The 19,585-nt window shown below is 74.7% G+C and carries 19 protein-coding genes and 1 other RNA gene; 12 read left to right on the top strand and 8 right to left on the bottom strand.

Translation table 11 applies throughout. The features are described 5' to 3' along the window. Positions 1-9: 9 nt before the first annotated feature. Positions 10-1,368 carry an HNH endonuclease signature motif containing protein gene (locus tag DNK53_RS08975; protein WP_110181931.1) on the bottom strand — a complete coding sequence of 453 codons (1,359 nt, stop codon included), beginning with the start codon at positions 1,366-1,368 and terminating at the stop codon, positions 10-12. A gap of 197 nt (positions 1,369-1,565) precedes the next feature. On the opposite strand from DNK53_RS08975, the gene DNK53_RS08970 reads away from it, so the two are divergent. The 3 genes from DNK53_RS08970 to DNK53_RS08960 all read left to right on the top strand — a co-directional run bounded on the left by DNK53_RS08970 (position 1,566) and on the right by DNK53_RS08960 (position 3,097). Then, positions 1,566-2,078 (top strand): hypothetical protein, encoded by a 513-nt coding sequence (locus DNK53_RS08970; RefSeq protein WP_110181930.1) that lies wholly within the window; start codon positions 1,566-1,568, stop codon positions 2,076-2,078. 74 nt (positions 2,079-2,152) lie between these two features. Then, positions 2,153-2,522, top strand: a transfer-messenger RNA (tmRNA) gene (gene ssrA / locus DNK53_RS08965). Between the two features lie 179 nt (positions 2,523-2,701). Beyond that, on the top strand, positions 2,702-3,097 hold the full coding sequence (locus DNK53_RS08960; protein ID WP_110181929.1) for a hypothetical protein: 396 nt from the start codon (positions 2,702-2,704) through the stop codon (positions 3,095-3,097). 78 nt (positions 3,098-3,175) lie between these two features. Here the strand turns inward: DNK53_RS08960 and DNK53_RS17475 are convergent, their stop codons facing one another. Beyond that, positions 3,176-3,691 (bottom strand): RNA polymerase sigma factor, encoded by a 516-nt coding sequence (locus tag DNK53_RS17475; protein ID WP_162599846.1) that lies wholly within the window; start codon positions 3,689-3,691, stop codon positions 3,176-3,178. Positions 3,692-4,600: 909 nt separating this feature from the next. Between DNK53_RS17475 and DNK53_RS08950 the strand changes: the two genes are divergently transcribed. Next, on the top strand, positions 4,601-5,233 hold the full coding sequence (locus DNK53_RS08950; protein WP_110181927.1) for a hypothetical protein: 633 nt from the start codon (positions 4,601-4,603) through the stop codon (positions 5,231-5,233). A gap of 10 nt (positions 5,234-5,243) precedes the next feature. Here DNK53_RS08950 and DNK53_RS08945 read toward each other — a convergent pair whose 3' ends face one another. The 3 genes from DNK53_RS08945 to DNK53_RS08935 form a co-directional block, all read right to left on the bottom strand. Next, complete coding sequence (locus DNK53_RS08945; RefSeq protein ID WP_110181926.1) at positions 5,244-6,332, bottom strand: hypothetical protein; 1,089 nt, start codon at positions 6,330-6,332, stop codon at positions 5,244-5,246. Between the two features lie 81 nt (positions 6,333-6,413). Continuing rightward, the gene (locus tag DNK53_RS08940) at positions 6,414-7,313 is read right to left on the bottom strand and encodes a hypothetical protein (protein ID WP_110181925.1); all 900 of its coding nucleotides are present in this window, start codon (positions 7,311-7,313) and stop codon (positions 6,414-6,416) included. Then, complete coding sequence (locus DNK53_RS08935; protein ID WP_110181924.1) at positions 7,310-7,900, bottom strand: RNA polymerase sigma factor; 591 nt, start codon at positions 7,898-7,900, stop codon at positions 7,310-7,312. Before DNK53_RS08935 ends, DNK53_RS08940 begins: the two co-directional genes overlap by 4 nt. A gap of 98 nt (positions 7,901-7,998) precedes the next feature. Between DNK53_RS08935 and DNK53_RS08930 the strand changes: the two genes are divergently transcribed. The 5 genes from DNK53_RS08930 (at position 7,999) to DNK53_RS08910 (ending at position 14,364) form a co-directional block, all read left to right on the top strand. Continuing rightward, a complete protein-coding gene (locus DNK53_RS08930; RefSeq protein WP_110181923.1) occupies positions 7,999-8,958 on the top strand; it encodes a hypothetical protein in 960 nt (319 codons plus the stop codon). A 29-nt stretch (positions 8,959-8,987) separates the two neighbouring features. Continuing rightward, positions 8,988-10,007: a YihY/virulence factor BrkB family protein gene (locus DNK53_RS08925; protein ID WP_110181922.1), complete on the top strand. Its 1,020-nt coding sequence runs from the start codon at positions 8,988-8,990 to the stop codon at positions 10,005-10,007. Between the two features lie 32 nt (positions 10,008-10,039). After that, positions 10,040-10,468, top strand: a complete 429-nt coding sequence (locus DNK53_RS08920) for a Fur family transcriptional regulator (protein WP_110181921.1) — start codon at positions 10,040-10,042, stop codon at positions 10,466-10,468. A gap of 62 nt (positions 10,469-10,530) precedes the next feature. Beyond that, the gene (gene katG, locus DNK53_RS08915; protein ID WP_110181920.1) at positions 10,531-12,816 is read left to right on the top strand and encodes a catalase/peroxidase HPI; all 2,286 of its coding nucleotides are present in this window, start codon (positions 10,531-10,533) and stop codon (positions 12,814-12,816) included. A gap of 171 nt (positions 12,817-12,987) precedes the next feature. Beyond that, positions 12,988-14,364, top strand: a complete 1,377-nt coding sequence (locus DNK53_RS08910) for an alpha/beta hydrolase domain-containing protein (protein ID WP_110181919.1) — start codon at positions 12,988-12,990, stop codon at positions 14,362-14,364. 6 nt (positions 14,365-14,370) lie between these two features. Here DNK53_RS08910 and DNK53_RS08905 read toward each other — a convergent pair whose 3' ends face one another. The 3 genes from DNK53_RS08905 to DNK53_RS08895 all read right to left on the bottom strand — a co-directional run bounded on the left by DNK53_RS08905 (position 14,371) and on the right by DNK53_RS08895 (position 16,634). Next, positions 14,371-14,991: an MSMEG_6728 family protein gene (locus tag DNK53_RS08905; protein WP_204163829.1), complete on the bottom strand. Its 621-nt coding sequence runs from the start codon at positions 14,989-14,991 to the stop codon at positions 14,371-14,373. 78 nt (positions 14,992-15,069) lie between these two features. Further along, positions 15,070-15,555: a GNAT family N-acetyltransferase gene (locus DNK53_RS08900; protein ID WP_110181918.1), complete on the bottom strand. Its 486-nt coding sequence runs from the start codon at positions 15,553-15,555 to the stop codon at positions 15,070-15,072. 86 nt (positions 15,556-15,641) lie between these two features. Next, positions 15,642-16,634, bottom strand: a complete 993-nt coding sequence (locus tag DNK53_RS08895; protein WP_110181917.1) for a hypothetical protein — start codon at positions 16,632-16,634, stop codon at positions 15,642-15,644. 87 nt (positions 16,635-16,721) lie between these two features. Here DNK53_RS08895 and DNK53_RS08890 point away from each other — a divergent pair, with 87 nt between their 5' ends. The 3 genes from DNK53_RS08890 to DNK53_RS08880 all read left to right on the top strand — a co-directional run bounded on the left by DNK53_RS08890 (position 16,722) and on the right by DNK53_RS08880 (position 19,459). After that, on the top strand, positions 16,722-18,179 hold the full coding sequence (locus DNK53_RS08890) for a M15 family metallopeptidase (protein WP_110181916.1): 1,458 nt from the start codon (positions 16,722-16,724) through the stop codon (positions 18,177-18,179). After that, on the top strand, positions 18,176-18,592 hold the full coding sequence (locus tag DNK53_RS08885) for an HIT family protein (RefSeq protein ID WP_110181915.1): 417 nt from the start codon (positions 18,176-18,178) through the stop codon (positions 18,590-18,592). The genes DNK53_RS08890 and DNK53_RS08885 overlap by 4 nt, the downstream gene beginning before the upstream one ends. A gap of 96 nt (positions 18,593-18,688) precedes the next feature. Next, on the top strand, positions 18,689-19,459 hold the full coding sequence (locus DNK53_RS08880; RefSeq protein ID WP_110181914.1) for an SDR family NAD(P)-dependent oxidoreductase: 771 nt from the start codon (positions 18,689-18,691) through the stop codon (positions 19,457-19,459). Positions 19,460-19,585: the final 126 nt, after the last annotated feature.

Here is a 19,585-nt window from a genome sequence, read left to right as displayed (position 1 = left end):
GCGGCGGCCTCATCGCCGCCGCCGGGTGAACACGAGGTCTCCGTCGGGGAGGCGTTCGTGCACGTAGCGCTCGTCGTGGGCGAGGTGGTGGTGGCGCGAGCAGAGCAGGATCCCGTTGGCGAGGTCGGTGGGGCCCAGGTCGGACCACGGCCTGAGGTGGTGGGCCTCGCACCAGGTGGCCGGGATGTCGCAGCCGCGGGCCCGGCAGTGCTTGTCCCGCAGGGCGAGGGCCCGTCGTTGGGCCGGCGAGAAGAGTCGAGCCGTGAGGCCGAGGTCCAGGACGTGGGACCCGGTGCCGAGGACGGCCGGGACGAGGCCGGCGGTGCAGGCCAGGCGGCGCAGCTCGCCGGCGCTGACGGCCTCACCGGTGTGGAGGGTCCCGTGGCCGAGACCGTGGACCAGGGTCCTGACGTCTGCCGTGATGACGAGCGTGGTGGCGAGACCGCCGTGGAGCGGGAGGCTCCCGGGGTCGAGGGACTCCAGGAGCGAGCAGAAGGCCCGGCCCAGGCGCAGGTCGTAGGGGAGCGGCTCACCCGTGGCGTCGGCCGCGCGGAACCGGCCCTCGGTGGGGCCGGCCGCCGGGCCGCCCGCCGCCTCGTCGGCGAGCTCCTGCTGCTTGCGGGGGTTGGTGAAGGCCTCGAGGTTGGTCATGAGGCGCGAGGCCGTGGCGTCGGGGACGCGCGCCTTGATCACGGTGGTGCCGTCGCCGAGCCGGTGGCGGGTGAGGGAGGTGACGCGACGGGCGTGGCGGTCCTCCCGGGCGAGGCGGCGGGCCTCGGTCTCGTCGGCGACGTGGGGGACGAGGACCTCGAGGATCTTGGCGGCGATCCGGGCCAGGGCCCTCGGGTCGAACTCGGACGCCTTCTCGAGCAGGTGGGCCTCGCCCGCGGCCAGCAGACCCGTGACCCGCTCGGGGGTCATGGCCGGGGTGATGCTCCGGTCTCCCACCAGGTCGTGGAGCGTCCGAGCCAGGTCGTCGAGCCCCCGGGCGATGACGTGGGCCTGGTCGAGGTTGACCGCGCCCTCTGACAGCGCCGCGCCGAGCCCGTGCCAGCGGGCGTCGCAGGCGTGTGCGAGTCGCTGCTCGCGGCGTACGGTCGCCCGGTCGCTGCGGGTCGTCCGGGTGAGGAAGGCGGCGACGTCACGGTCGCCCTCGGCGTCGGCGACGTCCTGCGCGGTGGCCAGCACCCGCTGCTTCAGCGCGGCAACGCGCGTCGCCACCCGGTCCAGCGCCTGCAGCGCCTCGCGCTTCGCCGCCACCTCCATGAAGACGGGGTCCAACTGCCCGACCTCGTCGAGCATCGCGTCGAACGCGGCCGCGCACGTCAGGACCGGGTGGGAGCCGGTCGTCAGCGAGGGCGTGTCCACGAGTGCCTCCGGGCAGGAATCGACAAAGGATTCCCCGGACAGCAACGGCGACTGGGAAGCTCACGGTCGGCCCGCGCATCATCGTGGGGGTGGAACCGGCCGAAGACCCTCTGCTCCGGCCAACGCCAGCAGCCTGACGTCTTGACGACAATCGTACAAGTGTTCGAACAACCCGTCAAGCAGCTAGGCTTCGGCGCGTGCTCGACCACCTTCCCACCCTCATCGTCATCGGCTGGTTCGCGATCCTCGCGCTCGTCGCGGGCATCCTGGCGCTCGCCTTCCGGCGTCGTCAGGAGCGGCCCGGCTGGGTGGCGCCGGCGGGACCCGCAGGACCGCCCGGGCAGGGGAGCGGGCACGCGCCGTACACGGGGGAGTGGAACGCCGAGGTGCTCGGTGACGGCCTGCTCGGAGTGCGCGGACGCACCCACGGGGTGATCCGGCTCCAGCAGGGCGTGCTGACGTTCGTGCCCGACTCCTCGCCCGCGCCGGCCTGGTCGGTGCCGTGCCACCAGCTCGCGGCGCGACGGCTCTCCTTCCTCGACCCCGCCGGCCTGCGCCTCGTGGGGCCCATGGGGGACCTGCGCTGCAACGTGAGCACCGAGCGGATCAACCGCTTCAGCCAGAACACCGCCAAGACCCTGCGCGAGAAGCGGTACGCCGAGGGGCTGGTGCGGCTGCTGCACGCCCACGGCGCGGGTCTCGCGCCGTGACCCCGCGCGGTGCCTGCCAACTCGGTGGGGGAATGCCCGGGCCTGGGCTATCGTTGTGCCGGTACAACTCAAGAGGGGCTGATCGGTTTCGACTTGGGACGTTAGTTCCAGGGGAAGCGGGTCGAGAAGCCAGCGTCATCTCGTAAACGATCGCTGGAACACACAGTTGCCGACTCTAATCGCAACGACTTCGCTCTCGCTGCCTGAGCAGTGATCGAAGGGTCTGACCGGGCATCCGTCCTCGTCCCGGACCCAGGCCTCATCTAGAGGACTTGCTGCTCATCTCCTGTCAGGAGGGGTGGGCGGGACTTTTTCCTGACTGAGCCTGTCGACGACGTGTCCGCGCGAGCGTCGGGGCCGAGAAAAGCGACATCACGGACTGCACCCGGAGAAGACCTGGATCGACGCTCGAGGACCGGGGTTCGATTCCCCGCAGCTCCACCAGCCAGCCCTCTTCACCAGAGCCGCCCCGAACCGTCGGGGCGGCTCTCGTGCTGTTCCGTGCGCCTCCGGCGCGCGCTGCCGGAAGAAGAACCTCGTACGCCGCGTAACACCGCGGTCGCCCCGCGGCAGGTAGGGGGCAAGAGACCCTCGCGGGTCTTCCCTCTCGAACAGGAGTACTCATGCACCTCTCCACCCGTGCCGCCGGTACCGTCTCCGCCCTCGCCCTGTCGCTGGGCGCCCTCGCCGCGCCCGCCGTGGCCAGCCCCCCGGAGACCCCGAAGAAGCCGGGGGCGTGCACCCAGCAGCAGGCCAAGGTGGACCGGGCCACGGCCGCCCTCGAGCGGGTCACCGCCGTCTTCGAGCGCCAGCAGGCCAAGGTCGAGAACGAGAAGGCCGCGAAGTCGGGGGCCGCGACCAAGGGCCAGCTCCGGGCCGCCGAGCGTCGCCTCGAGAACGCCAAGGACGACCGGTCCGAGGCGAAGAAGGACAAGAAGGCCCAGCAGATGCGCCTCGCCAAGGCCGTCGAGCGCCTCGCGACGTGCGAGGCCGAGCAGCCGGAGCAGCCGCAGGGCTGATCCGCCCTCACAGACCGCGGCCCCGTCCTGCCTGCTCAGGCCGGGGCCGCTCTGCGTGAGGGGTCGGTCGAGGGCCGCTCAGCCGCGCAGCCGTCGGAGCCCGCGGTGCCGGGCCACGCGCACGGCGACCGGGCTGATCCCGAGCACGGCCGCCGCCTCCCGGTTGTCGAAGCCGAGCCCGTCGACCAGGCCCACGACCTCACGCTCGCGGTCGGGGAGCGCGGAGATCGCGTCGCGGACCGCGTCCCGGGCGTCGACGACCAGGGTGGGGTCGGGCTCCGCAGGCAGGTGCTCCTCCACCTCGCCGGGATCGGTGCCGCGGCGCTGCGCGCGCCGGTGGGCGTTGGCGCTCAGCTTGTGGGCGATCCCGAAGAGGTAGCCGGCGAAGTCGGACGACGAACCCTGGAAGTCAGCGATCTTCGACGCGGCCACCAGCCAGGCCTCCGCGGCCACGTCCTCGGGCGACGCCATGCTGTCGCGGGACGGACGCGTCGACAGCCACGCGACGAGCCGTCCGGTGTGCGCCTGGTGCAGGGTCCGCCACGCGTCCTCGTCCCCTTCCTTGGCGGCGGCGACGAGAGCGTCATCGGCCACGGGCAGACGACTTCCTGATGCGGGGGTTCCCCTGCCGGGACTGGGCCTTCGGCTCGGGGACCGCCGTCGCCCGGGGCCGGGTGGTCGGTCGCGCCGTCGGCCTCGGCGTGGGCTGCGCCGGCTCGCTCCGGGCGGGGGTCCCGGCGCGGTCCAGCCGACGCTGCTGGCCGGGGTCGTCGGTGCCCGTGCCCCTGCCCCTGCCCTGCGGGCCCCCGTCCTGCGGGCCGGGGTTCCGGGGTCCCAGCCCCTGCCGGCCCCGGCCCTGCTCGCCCGGGACAGGCGTCGACCCCGGGCCACGTGTCGATCCGTTGCCGGGCGTCGACGGCGGCTTCCCCGGTCGACTCGGCTCCCCGCGCCCGCGCCGGGGTCCGGCGTCCTCGCCCCGGCCGCGGTCCCCGCGGACGTCGGGGTCCGCACCGGGACTGGCTGCGGGCGTGGGTGAGAGGGAGGGCGTGGGCGCGGGCGCCGGATCCGCGGGCGGGGCAGGGCGTCCCGGCACACGCAGGTCGAGCTCGGGGAGGCCGGGCAGGTCGACGGCTCCGGTCGCCCAGGCACCGCCCACCAGGAGCAGCAGCATCGAAGCGGCCGCAGCGCCGACCACCGCGAGCCGACCGCGTCGGGTCGGGGACGGCCGGCTGTGCCGGGCCGCCTCGGCGAGCTGCGCGACGACGTGGTCGGGCGTCTCGACGTCCGGCACGTGCAGCCGGAGCTGCGGCGACCTCGAACCCATGCGGAACCTCTCGGTGGTGCGTCTGACGGCGGCGTACGACGAGCGTCTCGCGGCACCCGTCTGCCAGGGACATGCCGCCGCCGGCCAGAAGTGTTTCACCGTCTCTGCCGCGGTGGGTCGGGCCGGCGACCAGCCGATACCGTGACGCCACCCGCTCGCCCCCTGCCCGCAGGTCTCCGTTGCGCCTGAAGCCCCTGTTCGTCACGTGCTCCCTGCTGCTGGCGCTCACCGCCTGCGTGGACGGGTCCGACTCCGAGGACGCCGCCGGAAGCGGGGCGACGCCGTCCGGCGCTGCCTCCGCCTCGACGTCCGGCGACCCGTCGGCCTCGGCGGAGGCGCAGGCGCTGGCGGAGGAGGTCGAGCCCTCGCCCACGCCGGTGCTGGAGATGGGCCAGACGCTCGAGGTCGAGGCCGCCCGCCTGCGGGGCCCGAAGGGCTGGGACAGCGACGACGCCCCCACCGACACCATCAAGATCCTCCAGTCGAAGGAGGACATGTGGGCCTTCATCTCGATCGCGGAGACCGAGGACGAGCTCGGCATCACCGAGACCGACATCCGGCGCAAGGGCAGGGTGGCGATGGACAACCACTCCAGCTCGCCGGGAGTGAGGCTGCGCAAGCCGGGCGAGCTCGGCGGGGTGCCCGCCTACCACCTCTCCGGGAAGTCCGACGACTTCACGTGGCTCGAGAAGTTCGGGGTGACGCACAACGGCTACTCGGTGTCGCTCCAGTTCGAGCTGCCGACGGACTACTCGCCCGCCCGCCGCCAGCGGATCGTCGACTCGGTGCTGGCCACCTTCGAGTGGAAGTGACTCCGAGCCGCTACAGCTTCCGCTTGCGGACCTTGGACGCCGTGACCTTGCGGCCCTTGACGGTGACCTTCGCGACGCGCTGGGTGCCGGTGAAGGGGTTGGCGACCCGCAGCGTCGCGCGGCCCTTGCGCACCTTCGCGTTGCGCAGGCCGGCGGGGTCGTCGCGCCGGTCCCACGCCTTCGCCTTGCGCACCAGCACCTTGCGGGCCTTCTTCGGCCCCTTCTTGCGGGCCTTCTTCGCGACCTGCTTGCGCAGCTTCTTCACCGCGGCGGGGAAGCCGGCGTTGGCGGCCGTGGTGGCGGCGACCTGGTCGTAGGTCTCGCCGGCGACGAAGAGGGCCGGGTCGACGGGCACGGCGCCGTTGGGGCCGTAGGTGTAGTCGTGGATCCGCTTGGCAGCCGGCTGGCCGACGGGGACGGTCTCCCCGACCACCACCCGGTCGAGGACGGTGACGACGGTCTCGGGGTTGCTGATCCCCTGCTCCGTGAGGTGGAACTCGGTGACGGTGGCGACCTGCCCCGCGGCCCCGGGGTCGACGTCGGTGATGACGAAGACGACCTTCTGGTTGTCCGTCCCGGGGATCGCCTCGAAGCTGATCACCCCGGTGACGTCGGGGTCGGCCTGGATCTCCGCGTCCTGCTTGGCCGCGAGACGCCGCGGGTCGGATGCCTCGACGAGGGCCGCCCCCGCGCCCGGGGCCGGCCGGGCGACGCCTGCGAACGACGCGAGCACCCAGGCCCGCACGTCGGCCGCGACGGCCTCGCCGGCCGGGCTGCCGGCCGTGTAGGCCACGTCGCCCTGGTGGAGGGTGCCGCCCTCGAGGACGAGCGCCCGGTCGGCGGAGAAGGCGAGGGGGGAGCCCGGGGTCGCCGTGCCCGCTCCGTCGACGAAGGTGGTCGTCGCAGCGGCCGGGGCCGTGGAGGCGACCGCGTCGGCCACGAACGCCGGGAAGTTGTTGCGCAACCCGCGGGTGTTGAGCTCGAAGCGCCGGGGGTCGGCCTGGTCGCTGCCTGACGGGGCGGCCTGTGCGGGCGCCACGACGGCGGTCAGGGTGGCGGCGAGGGCCAGGGTGGAGAGGCGGGCGATGGACTTCTTCAACGTCGTGCTCCGAGTCGGCTCGAGTGCGGCGGAGGGCTCCCCGGCCCTCCGCCGCCGTGTCTACCACAGGCCGTGCGGGCCTCAGCCGGTCGGAGCCACGGGGTCCACGTCGCGGATCACGGTGCCGTCGCGCAGGGTGACGTCGTAGCGCAGCAGCGGCGCGGGGTCCGTGCCGAGGTGGTCGTCGAGGTCCTCGGGGTCCAGCACGCGACCGGGCCACCAGGCGGCGTACGTGCCGTCCACCACGGAGGCGTCGACGCTGAGGTCGGGGGCATGGATCGTGACCCCGACGACGTCGGGACCCACCTCCCCGTTGGTCGTCGCCGCGCGCTCCGCCGCGCCCAGGCCGAAGGGGCCGCCGCCGACGCTGAACTCCGCCATCGGCCCCTCGACGAGCTCGCTCCCCGCAGGGACCGCCCAGCCGCCCCCGCCGGTGACGGTCGAGACCACGTCGGAGGCGTCGCCCGACACCCCGGCCGGCAGCCGCCCCAGGCAGGCGACGGAGAACTGGGTGCGATCGGCCGCCGTGCCGGTCAGCAGCACCGAGACCCAGTCGCCCCGGCGGTCGGTCAGCCGGGTCGCGAGGTCGGCGGTCGGCAGCTCGGGCGCGCCGTCGCCGCCGACCGTGTCGCCCACCTGGTCGAGGCACGCCTCCCGCAGGACGGCAGCGTCCCGCTCCGACGCGGCGACGGGCTCGGCCGTCCAGGAGGCGAAGGCCGGATCGCCCCCGGACCCCAGGGGGAGCACCACGCCGGCGCCCGCCAGCACGAGGGCCGCTGCCGCGCCCCACGCGAGGCGACGGGCGGGCCGGTGGCCGGGACGGCGGGCGGGGAGGGGCGCGGCGTCGCCGGACGGCAGCGCGGGGTCCGTGGCCAGCACGGACTCCAGCAGCGCGGCCTTCCGGTCGGCGTCGACCGGGGTGTCGCGAGGGGCGGGGTCCAGGGCCCGGAGCCGGGCGTCGAGGGTGCGGTCGTCGATCATCGGGAGCCCTCCTGGGCGGGGGTCGCCGCGGCGCGGGGGCCGCCGGCGAGGCGACGGACGGGGGAGAGGACGGGGGTGGGCGCCTCGTCGAGGTGGCGGGCCAGGCTGGCGCGGGCCCGGGCCAGGCGCACCCGGTACGCCGCCCCCGAGATGCCGAGGACGAGACCGGCCTGCGTCGAGGTGAGGTCCTCCCAGACGGCGAGCGCGAGGACCTCCTGCTCCGCGGGAGCGAGCCGCGCCCAGGCCTCGGTCATCTCGAGCCGGTCGCCGGGGTCGCCCGCAGCGCGGGAGGAGCCCGCGCCCGACCGGGTGGCGGCCAGCCGGACCGCCACCGCGCGCTGCCGGCCCTCGCCGCGAGCGGCGTTGAGCAGGCAGTGCCGCGCCACCGTGTAGAGCCAGGGCAGCGCCTCGCCGGGGCGCCGGGGGACGTCGTCCAGCCGCCGCCAGGCGACGAGGAAGGTCTCGGCGACGGCGTCGTCGGCCCGGGCGGGGTCGGTCCGGCGCAGGGCGAAGCGGAGGACGGGGTCGTGGTGGTCGGCGTACAGGGAGCGGAACCGCTCCTCCCGCGCCGATCTCGTGCGTCTCATGCCCCTCTATGTCCGGACGGGCCGCCACTGCAACGGGCGGCTCCGCGGCGTCTCCCGGACCGCACGCTAGCGTCGCCGCGCGCCGCTACCCTCGCGACATGACGGGGGAGTGGACGACGGGCGGAACGACGGTCGAGCTGGCGGAGGTCGCGCGCCTCGAGCGGGAGCGCGACGGGCTGGTGGAGCGGCTCGCCGCCGCGAACCGCCACCTGGCCGAGGCAGAGCGTCGGTACGACGAGGCGGCCGGCGCGCTCGCCGCCGAGCAGGCCGACGTGAGGCGGCTCGAGCAGCTCTCGGTCACCCGGATCCTCGCCGGGCTGCGGGGCAGCCGGGACGCCGACCTCGACCGCGAGCGTGCCGAGGAGCAGGCGGCCGAGTACGCCGCCGCCGAGGCCGCCGCGCGCCGGGACGCCGCGCGCGAGGAGGTCGACCACCTCGTCGGACGCCTGGCCGCCCTCGGCGACCTGGACGCCCGACGCGAGGAGCTGCTCGTCCGTCGGGAGGCGGAGGTCGCGGCCGACCCCCGGTCCGGTCCCACCCGGGACAGGCTCGCCGAGCTCGCTGGCCGCCAGGGCGTCCTCGAGGCCGAGGCGACCCAGCTGGACGAGGCGCTGGCCGCCGCCGACGCGGCGCGGCGCTCGCTCGACGAGGCGGCCCGCCACCTCGGCAGCGCCGGGTCGTGGGCCACCTACGACACGTTCCTCGGCGGCGGGATGGTGGGCGACCTGATGAAGCACCAGCGGCTCGACCGCGCGGGCGACCTCATGAGGCACGCCGACGCCGCCCTGCGCCACCTCGCCACCGAGCTGGCCGACGTCGAGGTCGGTGCCGTCGGCGAGGTCGGGGTGACCGAGCTCGCCCGGACGTTCGACGTCTGGTTCGACAACGTCTTCAGCGACTGGGCGGTGCGCGAGCGGATCAGGCAGGCGGCGGCCCGGGTGGCCCACCTGCTGCGCGGCGTCGACGAGGTCGGTGCCGACCTCGTGCGCCGCCGCGCGGGCGTCGGCGCGGCGCTGGCGGAGGTCGAGGAGGGTCGTCGGGCCCTGCTGTCGTCCTGAGTCGCGGAGCCGCCCGGTAGCCTCCGGACGTGGGCGCGGTCTCGAGGGCGGACGAGTTCCAGCGCCGCCATGGCGTGGTGGGGTTCCCGCTCGCGGTGGTCTACAAGTACTTCGACGACCAGGGGCCCTACCTGGCCGCCGCGCTGGCCTACTACGCGTTCGTGGCGATCTTCCCGCTGATGCTGCTCGGCACGTCGATCCTCGGCTTCGTGTTGCAGGGCCGCCCGGAGTGGCAGGACGCGATCCTCGACTCGGCCTTCGCCCAGTTCCCGATCATCGGGGACCAGCTGGGCCGGCCCGAGGGCCTGCAGGGGTCGGTGAGCGGCGCCGCGATCGGCGGCCTGGCAGCGCTCTACGGGTGCCAGGGGCTCGGCCAGGCGCTGCAGAACACCCAGCACACCGCGTGGTCGGTGCCCCGCAACAGCCGCCCCAACCCCGTCTACGCCCGCGTGAAGACGCTGCTGCTGCTCATCACGGCCGGCCTGTCGCTGCTCGCCGTCTCGGTGGTCTCGACCCTGGCCAGCACCACCGACGTCTTCTCCGACGCGCTGGCCGGCGAGGTGCGGCTCGCCGTGCAGGTGGTCACCGTGCTCGTGGTCGGCACCTTCCTCACGCTCCTCTTCCGGTTCGCCGCCACCGGGCAGCACTCGGCGGTCCGGGCGGCGCCGGGCGGCTTCGCCCTCGCGGTGATGTGGCAGGGGCTGCAGCTCGGCGGGGCGGCGTACGTCGAGAACGTCCTGCTCGGCACCACCTCGATGGCCAAGACCTTCGGCCTCGTCCTGGGGCTCGTCGGCTTCCTCTGGATCGGCGCGGTGATGGCGGTGCTGGCCACCGAGATCAACGTCGTCCTCGCCCGGCGGCTCTGGCCGCGGGCGTTGCTCACGCCGTTCACCGACCGGGTGCGGCTGACCGACGCCGACCGCCGGGCGTACGCCGGCTACGCGCGGATGCAGCGCCACAAGGGGTTCGAGCGGGTCGCGGTCGAGTGGGAGGACGAGCCCGTCGACGACCTCTACGCCGCGGACGTCCCGCAGGAGCCAGAATCTTGACTTGATCCAGTTTGGGTGGCAGGGTTCGAGGCATGCACGCACCGGACTTCGCGTCCGCGCTGCGCGGCGCCTCCCTGCGCGTGACCCGCCCCCGGCTGGCCGTGCTGGCCGCCGTCCACGCGGAGCCGCACCTCGACACCGACACCGTGATCGGCCGGGTCCGCGAGGACCTCGGCGCCGTCTCCCACCAAGCCGTCTACGACGTGCTGCGGGCGCTCACCGACGCCGGGCTGGTCCGGCGGATCCAGCCCGCCGGCGCGACCGCCCGCTACGAGGCGCGGGTGGGGGACAACCACCACCACGTGGTCTGCCGCGGCTGCGGCGAGATCGCCGACGTCGACTGCGCCGTGGGCGCCGCCCCCTGCCTCGCCCCCTCGCACGACCACGGCTTCTCGATCGACGAGGCCGAGGTCGTCTACTGGGGCACCTGCCCGCGGTGCGCCGCGGCCGCACCGGCCTGAGCCGGACCCGCTCCGTCCCCTTCGCACACCTCCACAGATCAGCCCTCACCGGAAGGAAGCAGATGACCGACAGCCAGGACCCCAGCACCCCCCAGGACGCGCAGGGGGTGGACCGGAAGGCCGCAGAGGGCTGCCCGGTGATGCACGACTCCGCGACCGGCAGCGGCGGCAGCGAGAGCGAGAACCCGGCGATCCCGTCGCCGGAGCCGAAGGTCGCCCGCCCGCGCGGCAACCGTGACTGGTGGCCCAACCAGGTCGACCTCTCGGTCCTGCGGGCCAACGCGCCGGTCAGCGCCCCCGTCACCCCGGGCTCCTACGCCGAGAAGTTCGCCGAGCTCGACCTCGAGGCGCTCAAGGCCGACGTGGTCGCCGTCATGCACGACTCCCAGGACTGGTGGCCCGCCGACTTCGGCCACTACGGCGGCCTCTTCGTCCGGATGAGCTGGCACGCCGCCGGCACCTACCGCATCTACGACGGCCGCGGCGGCGGCGGCACCGGCCAGCAGCGCTTCGCCCCGCTCAACAGCTGGCCCGACAACGTGAGCCTGGACAAGGCCCGCCGCCTGCTGTGGCCGGTGAAGAAGAAGTACGGCCAGAAGATCTCGTGGGCCGACCTGCTGGTCTTCGCCGGCAACGTGGCGATCGAGGACATGGGCCTGCCGACCTTCGGCTTCGGCTTCGGCCGCGAGGACGTCTGGGAGGCCGAGGAGATCTTCTGGGGTCCCGAGGACACCTGGCTGGGCGACGAGCGCTACAGCGGCGAGCGCGACCTGGCCGAGCCGCTCGGTGCGGTCCAGATGGGCCTGATCTACGTCAACCCCGAGGGCCCGGCCGGCAACCCCGACCCGCTGGCCTCGGCCCGCGACATCCGCGAGACCTTCCGCCGGATGGGGATGAACGACTACGAGACGGTCGCGCTGATCGCCGGCGGCCACACCTTCGGCAAGACCCACGGCGCCGGCCCGGCCGACCACGTGGGCCCCGAGCCCGAGGCCGCCCCGCTGGAGCAGCAGGGCCTGGGCTGGAAGTCGACCTACGGCTCCGGCAAGGGCGACGACACCATCACCTCGGGCCTGGAGGTCACCTGGACCTACCACCCGACCCGCTGGGACAACGAGTTCTTCCACATCCTCTTCAGCTACGAGTGGGAGCTCTTCGAGTCGCCCGCCGGGGCGAAGCAGTGGCGGCCGAAGAACGGCGCCGGCTCAGACATGGTGCCGATGGCGCACGACCCGTCGACGCGCCGCGAGCCGCGGATGCTCACCTCCGACCTCGCGCTGCGGTTCGACCCGGAGTACGAGAAGGTCTCCCGGAACTTCTACGAGAACCCCGAGGAGTTCGCCGAGGCCTTCTCCAAGGCCTGGTACAAGCTGCTCCACCGCGACATGGGCCCGGTCAGCCGCTACCTCGGCCCCTGGGTGCCCGAGGCGCAGTCGTGGCAGGACCCGGTCCCCGCCGTCGACCACGAGCTCGTCGACGACTCCGACGTCGCCGCGCTCAAGGCCAAGGTGCTCGACTCGGGCCTCTCGGTCTCCGACCTGGTCGGCGTCGCCTGGGCCTCGGCCTCGACGTTCCGCAAGACCGACTTCCGCGGCGGCGCCAACGGCGCCCGGATCGCGCTGGCCCCCCAGCGCGAGTGGGAGGTCAACGACCCGGCGACGCTGACCCGCGTGCTCGACGCCCTCACCGGCATCCGCGACGAGTTCAACGCGGCCCAGTCCGGCAAGGCGGTCTCGCTGGCCGACCTGGTCGTGCTGGCCGGCAACGCGGCGGTCGAGAAGGCCGCCCGCGACGCCGGGGTCGAGGTCACCGTGCCGTTCCACCCGGGTCGCACCGACGCCACCCAGGAGCAGACCGAGGTCGACTCGTTCAAGGTGCTGGAGCCGCGGGCCGACGCGTTCCGCAGCTACGTGCGCGAGGGCGACAAGGTGCCCGCCGAGATCCTCATGGTCGAGAAGGCCTACATGCTCGACCTGACCCCGCCCGAGATGACCGTCCTGCTCGGCGGCATGCGGGTGCTCGGCGCCAACCACGGCGGCACCCGCCACGGGGTCTTCACCGACCGCGTCGGCGTGCTGTCGAACGACTTCTTCGCCACGCTGCTCGACATGGGCACGGAGTGGAAGGTGTCCGAGCAGGAGGAGGGCGTCTACGAGGGCCGCGACCGGGAGACCGGCGAGGTCGTCCGGACCGCCACCGCGGTCGACCTGACCTTCGGCCACCACTCCGAGCTGCGGGCCCTGGCCGAGGTCTACGCCGCCGACGACGCCCAGGAGAAGCTCGTGCACGACTTCGTCGCCGCCTGGACCAAGGTGATGGAGCTCGACCGGTTCGACCTGCACCAGTGAGCTGACGCGGCCACGGCCGCAGCCACGGCGCACGGGCCCGGCCCCCCGCACCCGCGGGGACCGGGCCCGTGTCCCATTTCAGGGCTGCCCGCGTTGCCGGCCGTCCCGGGGGTCGGCTAGACAGGGCCGCGTCGTGCGCCGGCGCGACGTGGCTCTTGGGAGGGAACCACCATGCTCGTCCGCGCGCGCCGTCTCGCCGGCGTCCTCACGACCTTCGCGAGTCTGTGGGCGCTGCTCGTGCCGACCCCCGAGGTCGCCCCCGCCCCGGCGGGGACGCCGCAGGCGTCGGTGGCCCACCTCAGCGCGCCGCGGGGCTACGTCGAGTCTGAGCACGTCCTGGCCGGCCGCGCGAGTGCCTACGAGGCCGTCGGGACATGGGGTGCCGACGGCCGCTGGCACGCGCGCGCGGTGGGGGAGCGGACGCCGTACCGGACGCGGGTGATCGTCAACCGGCCGGCCGACCCGCGGCGGTTCAACGGCACGGTCTACGTCGAGTGGCTCAACGTCTCGTCGGGCATCGACATCGCGCCCAGCTTCGCGCAGGCCCGCGACCAGATCCTCTCCAGCGGCGCCGCGTGGGTCGGCGTCTCGGCCCAGCGCGCGGGGGTGGAGGCCGCCAAGCGGATCGACCCCGCCCGCTACGGGTCGCTGGAGGTTCCGGGCGACGCCTTCAGCTACGACATCTACTCCCAGGCCGGGAAGGCGGTGCGAGCCCGGGCGAGGCAGCTGCTGGGCGGGCTGCGGCCGCACCGGGTGATCGCCACCGGCGAGTCGCAGTCGGCGTTCCGTCTCACCACCTACGTCAACGCGTTCTCCCGCACCACGGGCGTCTTCGACGGCTTCCTGGTCCACTCCCGGTTCGCCCCGGCGGCGCCGCTGGGCGAGGGGCTGATGGGTCCGGTGTCGCCGCGGATCCGCGAGGACGTCGCCGTGCCGGTGCTCCAGCTGCAGACCGAGAGCGACCTCGGCGGCTGGGAGGCGGTCCGACAGCCCGACCGCGGCAACGTGCACACCTGGGAGGTGGCGGGCGCTGCCCACGCCGACGTCCACACGCTGGAGTCCAGCGCCGGGACCGACCTCGACCCCGAGTCCGCCGCCGCCCGGATGGGCTGCGCGCGCCCGATCAACGACTTCCCCTTCCGCTACGCCGCCGACGCCGCGTACGCCGCGCTGGAGCGCTGGGTCCGGACGGGTCGCCGTCCCGCCTCCGCCCCGCCGCTGGAGATCGTCGACGACTGGCTGCAGCGCGACGCCGACGGCATCGTGCGGGGCGGGCTGCGGCTGCCCGACGTGGAGGTGCCGCTGGCGGTGCACAGCGGCCAGGGGAACTACGCGCTGAACGGCGGCTTCTTCTGCCTCCTCTTCGGCACCACGGTGCCGCTGCCGGCCGAGCGGCTCGCCGCCCTGCACCCGAGCGTGGACGCCTACGTGGAGGCCTACACCGCGGCGGCCGACGCGGCGCTGCGGGCCGGCTTCATGACCCGGTCCGACCGGGACGCCGCCGTGGCCTCGGCGCGGGCCCGGGCCGAGGCCGTGCTCGTCCCGTAGCGAGGCTCAGGCGGGCCCGTCGGCGTTGCGGCGACGGGTCTCCCACGCCTTCCGGGCGGCCCGGCTGCGGCGCCGGTGCGCCCGCTCGGCCTCCTGCCGGGCCCGTGCGGCGGCGCGCTCCGCCCGGCGTACGGCGTTCTCCGCGCGCCGGCGCTCGGCCTCGACGACCGCGGGGGAGCGGACCGGCCACACGTAGGGCAGGTCGTCGGGGACGTCGGTGAAGAGGTCGGCGTAGTGCTCCGGCTCCTTGCGCAGCAGGGCGGAGCGGTGGCTGCGGTGCAGCGCCTCGTCGCCCAGCCACGTGGGGAGCGCCCCGGCGGCGGCCAGCTCGGCCTCCGACCGGACCCGGGAGACCCCGGCGGCGGCCAGGTCGGCGCCGATGGTGGCCGCGCAGGTGTCGCCGAAGCCGCGGTCGGTCCAGGCCTCGCAGCAGGTGAAGCCGTAGCGGCCGAGGGCCTCCTCGTGGCCCTTCCACATCAGCACGGCGGGGTGGTGGGCCCAGCCGTAGCCGGGCCGGGTGAGCGCCCGGACGACCTGGATGGTCTCCACCCGCTGCTTGCCCAGCCGCTTGTCGTCGAGCACCCGCGCCGAGCGCGCGAAGTCGGCGTACGGGAGGAAGGTCTGCACCTCCCCGAGGCTAGCCAGCCGCGCGAAGGGCCCCGGCTGCCCGAGCTGCCCCAGCCGCCGGGTTGCCGGGTCGCCTGCTCAGCTGGCCGCCGGCAGCCGCATGGTCTCCATCCGCAGCGCCGAGCCCTCGCGCAGCGGGACCTGCTCGCCGGTGCCGGTGAAGCCGTGCGCCTCGTAGACGGCCCGCGCCGCCGCGTTGCCCTCCGTGACGTGGAGCCGCACCTCGAGGTCCCGCTCGTGGCACCAGGCCACGAGCTCGCCGACCACCCGTCGGCTCAGCCCCAGGCCGCGGGCCCGCGGGGCGGTCCAGATGCCCCACAGCCACGCCGTCCGCGACTGGGGGTAGGCCAGGGCACCGCCCATGGCGACGGGCTCCTCGTCGTCGAGCAGCAGCAGGGTCGGGCCCGCCCCGTCGGCCAGCCCGCGCCAGACGGGCTCGGGGTCGCGGAGCGCCTGCTCGAGGCTCACCTGGAACGAGTCGGGCGAGTCGGCCAGCGCCTGCAGCCGGATCGTGCGCAGGGCCTGCCAGTCGTCGCCGGACAGGAGGCGGGAGGAGAAGGGCATCGGGCCATCGAACTGGGTGGGGGGCCGCCGATCAAACGGTTGAGACGAGCGCCACAGAGGTCGTCGTCCCGGGCTCCCCGACCGGGTCAGGGGCGCAGCGCCGCGCGGTAGGCGCAGCGCGTGGCCAGGGCCTTCTCCATGTCGTCGGTGACCCCGGTGAAGAACTGGCGGCGGTAGGTCTCGTCGGTGACCGCGTAGACGGCGAAGTAGAGCCCGGAGAAGGCGGCGAGGAAGACCGAGACGCGGACCAGCTCCCAGGAGAGCTCACCCACCGCCGAGGTCGGGGCCACGCCCACCCAGCTGGTGACCACCTCCTCGGGGATCGCGACCAGCCCGAAGCCCAGGAAGAAGGCGAAGACGGCGACGCTGAGCAGCAGCACCTGGACCGCCTGGGAGGCGAGCAGCACCAGCACCAGGTTGGCCCGCTCGAGCCGGGTGGGCGGGGGCAGGTCCTCGATGCGGCCGACGGCTCCTGCGAACCGGACGAAGGGCGTCCCGGCGCAGGCGCCCGCCACCGTCTCGCGGTCGAGCTGGGCGGTGAGCGCGTCGACCTCCTCGGGGAGCCGGAAGAGCAGGAAGCCCACCGCGGCCGCGGCGAAGCCCAGGACGGCCGTCCACATCACGCCCCCGGAGAGCCGGGCCGCGACCTGCCAGACCTCGGCGTTGATGAAGAGGAAGGTGATGAAGAGCATGAGCATCGGCAGCGCCCGCGCCACGAGCGGCACCATGAGCCCGAGCGAGGAGAAGGTCTTGCCCGTCGCCCACCGGAGCCAGAGCCAGATCCGCAGGGTGGCCAGGGCGTAGCCGGCGACGACCACGCCGACGGCGGTCAGCGCGGCGGCCCCGGCGACGTACCGGTCGGAGAGCGGCAGGGCGACGCCGAAGGTCACCGCCGCGAGCAGCGCGGCGGTGACGGCGACCGCGACGAGCCGCCCGCGGCGCAGGCCCCGCTCGACGCGGGCGCGGACGCCGTCGACGAAGTAGGGGAGGCCGTGGTCGAGGAACCACCGCTCCCCGGCCGCGAGCCCCGTCGGGGCCGCGGCGCCGCGGGGCTGGGGGTCGCGCTGCTGGAGGGCCACGCGCGGCATCGTCCCACGACCGCGGCTCGGCGGCGGTCGCGGTGTGTCCGCGACCACACCCCGGGCGGCTCGTGCGAAGGTCGCCCCATGCGCCTGCTGCTGACCGCCCTGCTCGGGTTGACGGTCTCCCTGCTCGCGGTCCCCGCCCCGAGCGCCACCGCGACGTCCGGCCTCGTCCTCCTCGCGCTGACCAGCGAGCCGGCCCGCGCCGACGAGCCGGCCGCCGTGCGGCTGGTCGCGACCGACGCCGCCGGCGTCGCCGTGCCCGGGCTCGTCGTGGGCGTCGAGCGGCTGGTCGACGGTGCCTGGACGCTGGTCCAGCCCGTGACCACGGACGCCGCGGGAGCCGCCTCCCTGCCCGTCACGGCGTCCCGGGAGCCGGCCGCCAACCTGCTGCGGGCGACGTACCCCGGCGACGCCGCCCGGCCGCCGGCGGCGTCCGCCGAGCACGCGCTCTCGCTGGTGCCGCGCGAGGGCCGGGTCCGGCTCCGGGGCCCCCGCACGGTCGTCGACGAGCGCAGCGCCACCCTGCGGGTGGAGTGGGCGGCCGCGACCGGGCAGCCCGTCGCGGGGACCGCCACGCTGCAGCGCCGGCTGGTGGCCGTGCCGGGGGAGTCCATGACGCCGAGGCAGCGGCGCCGCCAGCCGTGGCGCAGCGTGCAGCAGGTCGAGACCGGCGCCGACGGCACCGCGGTGGTCGAGGTGGCCCCGCGGGCCACCTTCCGCTGGCGCGTCGTCGCCCCGGAGCTGCCCTGGGTGACGGGGGCCCGCAGCCGGGTGCGGACGCTGCGCAACCTCCCGCCGGGGATCCCGGTGCGGCTGCCCGCCGGGGCGCCGCGCCCGCGGCGCACCCTGCCGCCGCAGCAGCGCGCCGTCGGCACCGGGGCCAACCCCGTGGTGACCCCGCTGCCCGACCCGGTGTGGAACCACATGCGCGGGCGCTCCTGGCGGCCCGGCTGTCCGGTCGGCCGCAGCGACCTGCGCCTGGTCCGGGTCAACTACCACGACTTCGACGGCTACCGCCGGCGCGGGGAGCTGGTGGTCCACGCGGCCGCGGCCGGCAACGTCGCGGCCGCCTTCGCCGAGCTGCACGCGCGCCGGTTCCCGGTCCGCTCGATGTACCGGGTCGACCGCTTCGGGTGGTCGGCCCGGCTGCGCGGCGCCGACGACTACGCCTCCATGGCGGCGGGCAACACCTCGGCGTTCAACTGCCGCCAGGTGGTCGGCAACCCGGCGGTCCGGTCGCCGCACTCCTGGGGGCGCTCGGTGGACCTCAACCCGTGGGAGAACCCCTACCGCAGCCGTCACGGCCTGGTGCCGAGCCCGTGGTGGGCCGGGCGCGAGCACCCGCGCTACGCGTGGCGCAGCCACCAGCACCCCGTGGTGGCGCTGATGCGCCGGCACGGTCTGAGGTGGACCTACGGCCGCAGCGACAACCACCACTTCGACGCGGTGGGCGGCGTGCGCGGCCGGCCCGCGGCCGGCCTCCCCGAGCGGCTCGCCGACCTGCTGACCGGCGACGCCTGCGGCGGGGTGTGCAAGTGAGCGCCGACGGCTGCCTCTTCTGCGCGATCGCCGCGGGCGGGGCGGCGGGGGAGGTGGTCCTGGAGACCGACGAGGTGGTGGCCTTCCTCGACGTCCGCCCCGTCTTCAAGGGGCACGTCCTGCTGGTGCCCCGCGAGCACGTCGTGACCCTGCCCGACCTGCCGCCCGGGCTGCGCGACGGCTTCCTGGCCGCGGCCCAGCGCCTCGCCACGGCCGTCGTGGACGGGCTCGGCGCCCAGGGGTCGTTCGTGGCGATGAACAACGTCGTGAGCCAGTCGGTGGCGCACCTGCACCTGCACGTCGTGCCGCGGACGAAGGGGGACGGGCTGCGCGGCTTCTTCTGGCCGCGGACGAAGTACACCGACGACGCCGAGCGGCGCGCGTACGGCGACCGCCTGCGCGCCGTGCTGTGACTGGGCGGACCGCCCGAGGACCGGGTCCGGGGCAGCACCTAGAGTGACGACCCGGGAGCGGGGACGGTCCTCGCACACGCAAGGAGGAGGCCTCTCATGGGTCGTTTCGACGGTCGCGTCGCAGTCATCACCGGAGCAGCCCGCGGGATCGGTTTCGGCACCGCGCAGCGCTTCGCAGCAGAGGGCGCCAGCGTCGCCATCATCGACCTCGACGAGTCGGCCGCGGCCGAGGCGGCGGGCCGCCTCGAGCTGACCGGCCGGGCCAAGGCCGTCGGCATCGGCTGCGACGTCAGCGACGCCGCCTCCGTCGACGCCGCGGTGGAGCGCTTGGTCGCCGAGCTGGGCGGGATCCACGTCCTCGTCAACAACGCCGGGATCACCCGCGACAACCTGCTCTTCAAGATGACCGAGCAGGACTGGGACCTCGTGATGAACGTGCACCTCAAGGGCGCCTTCCTCATGACCAAGGCCGCCCAGAAGCACTTCGTGGAGCAGAAGTACGGCAAGATCGTGAACCTCTCCAGCGTCTCCGCCCTCGGCAACCGCGGCCAGGCCAACTACTCCGCCGCCAAGATGGGCGTCCAGGGCTTCACCCGCACCCTCGGCATCGAGCTGAGCCCCTTCGGGATCAACACCAACGCCGTGGCGCCCGGCTTCATCGCCACCGAGATGACCGACGCCACCGCGGCCCGGCTGGGCCTGGGCGTGGAGGAGTTCCGCGAGCTCAACGCGAAGAACAACCCGGTCCGCCGGGTCGGCTTCCCCGAGGACATCGCGGCGGCCGTCGCCTTCCTCGCCAGCGACGAGGCCTCCTACATCACCGGCCAGACGATCTACGTCGACGGCGGCGCCAAGCTGGTCAGCTGACACCCCAGCAGCACCCCGACGGGGAGACCTGCCTCACGCCGCACGCGTGGGCAGGGCTCCCCGTCTTGAGTTGACGAGGGGTCATGTGCCTAACCTCTTGGGTCCTCGCACGAGGGCCACAAGTGA

Source organism: Nocardioides solisilvae (assembly GCF_003194625.1).
GTDB classification, from domain to species: domain Bacteria; phylum Actinomycetota; class Actinomycetes; order Propionibacteriales; family Nocardioidaceae; genus Nocardioides; species Nocardioides solisilvae.
Note: the sequence above shows the minus strand (reverse complement) of the source record. Positions and strands in the feature narration are given on the sequence as shown.

Coding starts and splice junctions, on each gene's coding strand:
- DNK53_RS08960 (WP_110181929.1), top strand. CDS start 2,702: ATGCACCTCTCCACCCGTGCCGCCGGTACCGTCTCCGCCCTCGCCCTG.
- DNK53_RS08940 (WP_110181925.1), bottom strand. CDS start 7,313: ATGATCGACGACCGCACCCTCGACGCCCGGCTCCGGGCCCTGGACCCC.
- DNK53_RS08935 (WP_110181924.1), bottom strand. CDS start 7,900: ATGAGACGCACGAGATCGGCGCGGGAGGAGCGGTTCCGCTCCCTGTAC.
- DNK53_RS08930 (WP_110181923.1), top strand. CDS start 7,999: ATGACGGGGGAGTGGACGACGGGCGGAACGACGGTCGAGCTGGCGGAG.
- DNK53_RS08920 (WP_110181921.1), top strand. CDS start 10,040: ATGCACGCACCGGACTTCGCGTCCGCGCTGCGCGGCGCCTCCCTGCGC.
- katG (WP_110181920.1), top strand. CDS start 10,531: ATGACCGACAGCCAGGACCCCAGCACCCCCCAGGACGCGCAGGGGGTG.
- DNK53_RS08910 (WP_110181919.1), top strand. CDS start 12,988: ATGCTCGTCCGCGCGCGCCGTCTCGCCGGCGTCCTCACGACCTTCGCG.
- DNK53_RS08900 (WP_110181918.1), bottom strand. CDS start 15,555: ATGCCCTTCTCCTCCCGCCTCCTGTCCGGCGACGACTGGCAGGCCCTG.
- DNK53_RS08890 (WP_110181916.1), top strand. CDS start 16,722: ATGCGCCTGCTGCTGACCGCCCTGCTCGGGTTGACGGTCTCCCTGCTC.
- DNK53_RS08880 (WP_110181914.1), top strand. CDS start 18,689: ATGGGTCGTTTCGACGGTCGCGTCGCAGTCATCACCGGAGCAGCCCGC.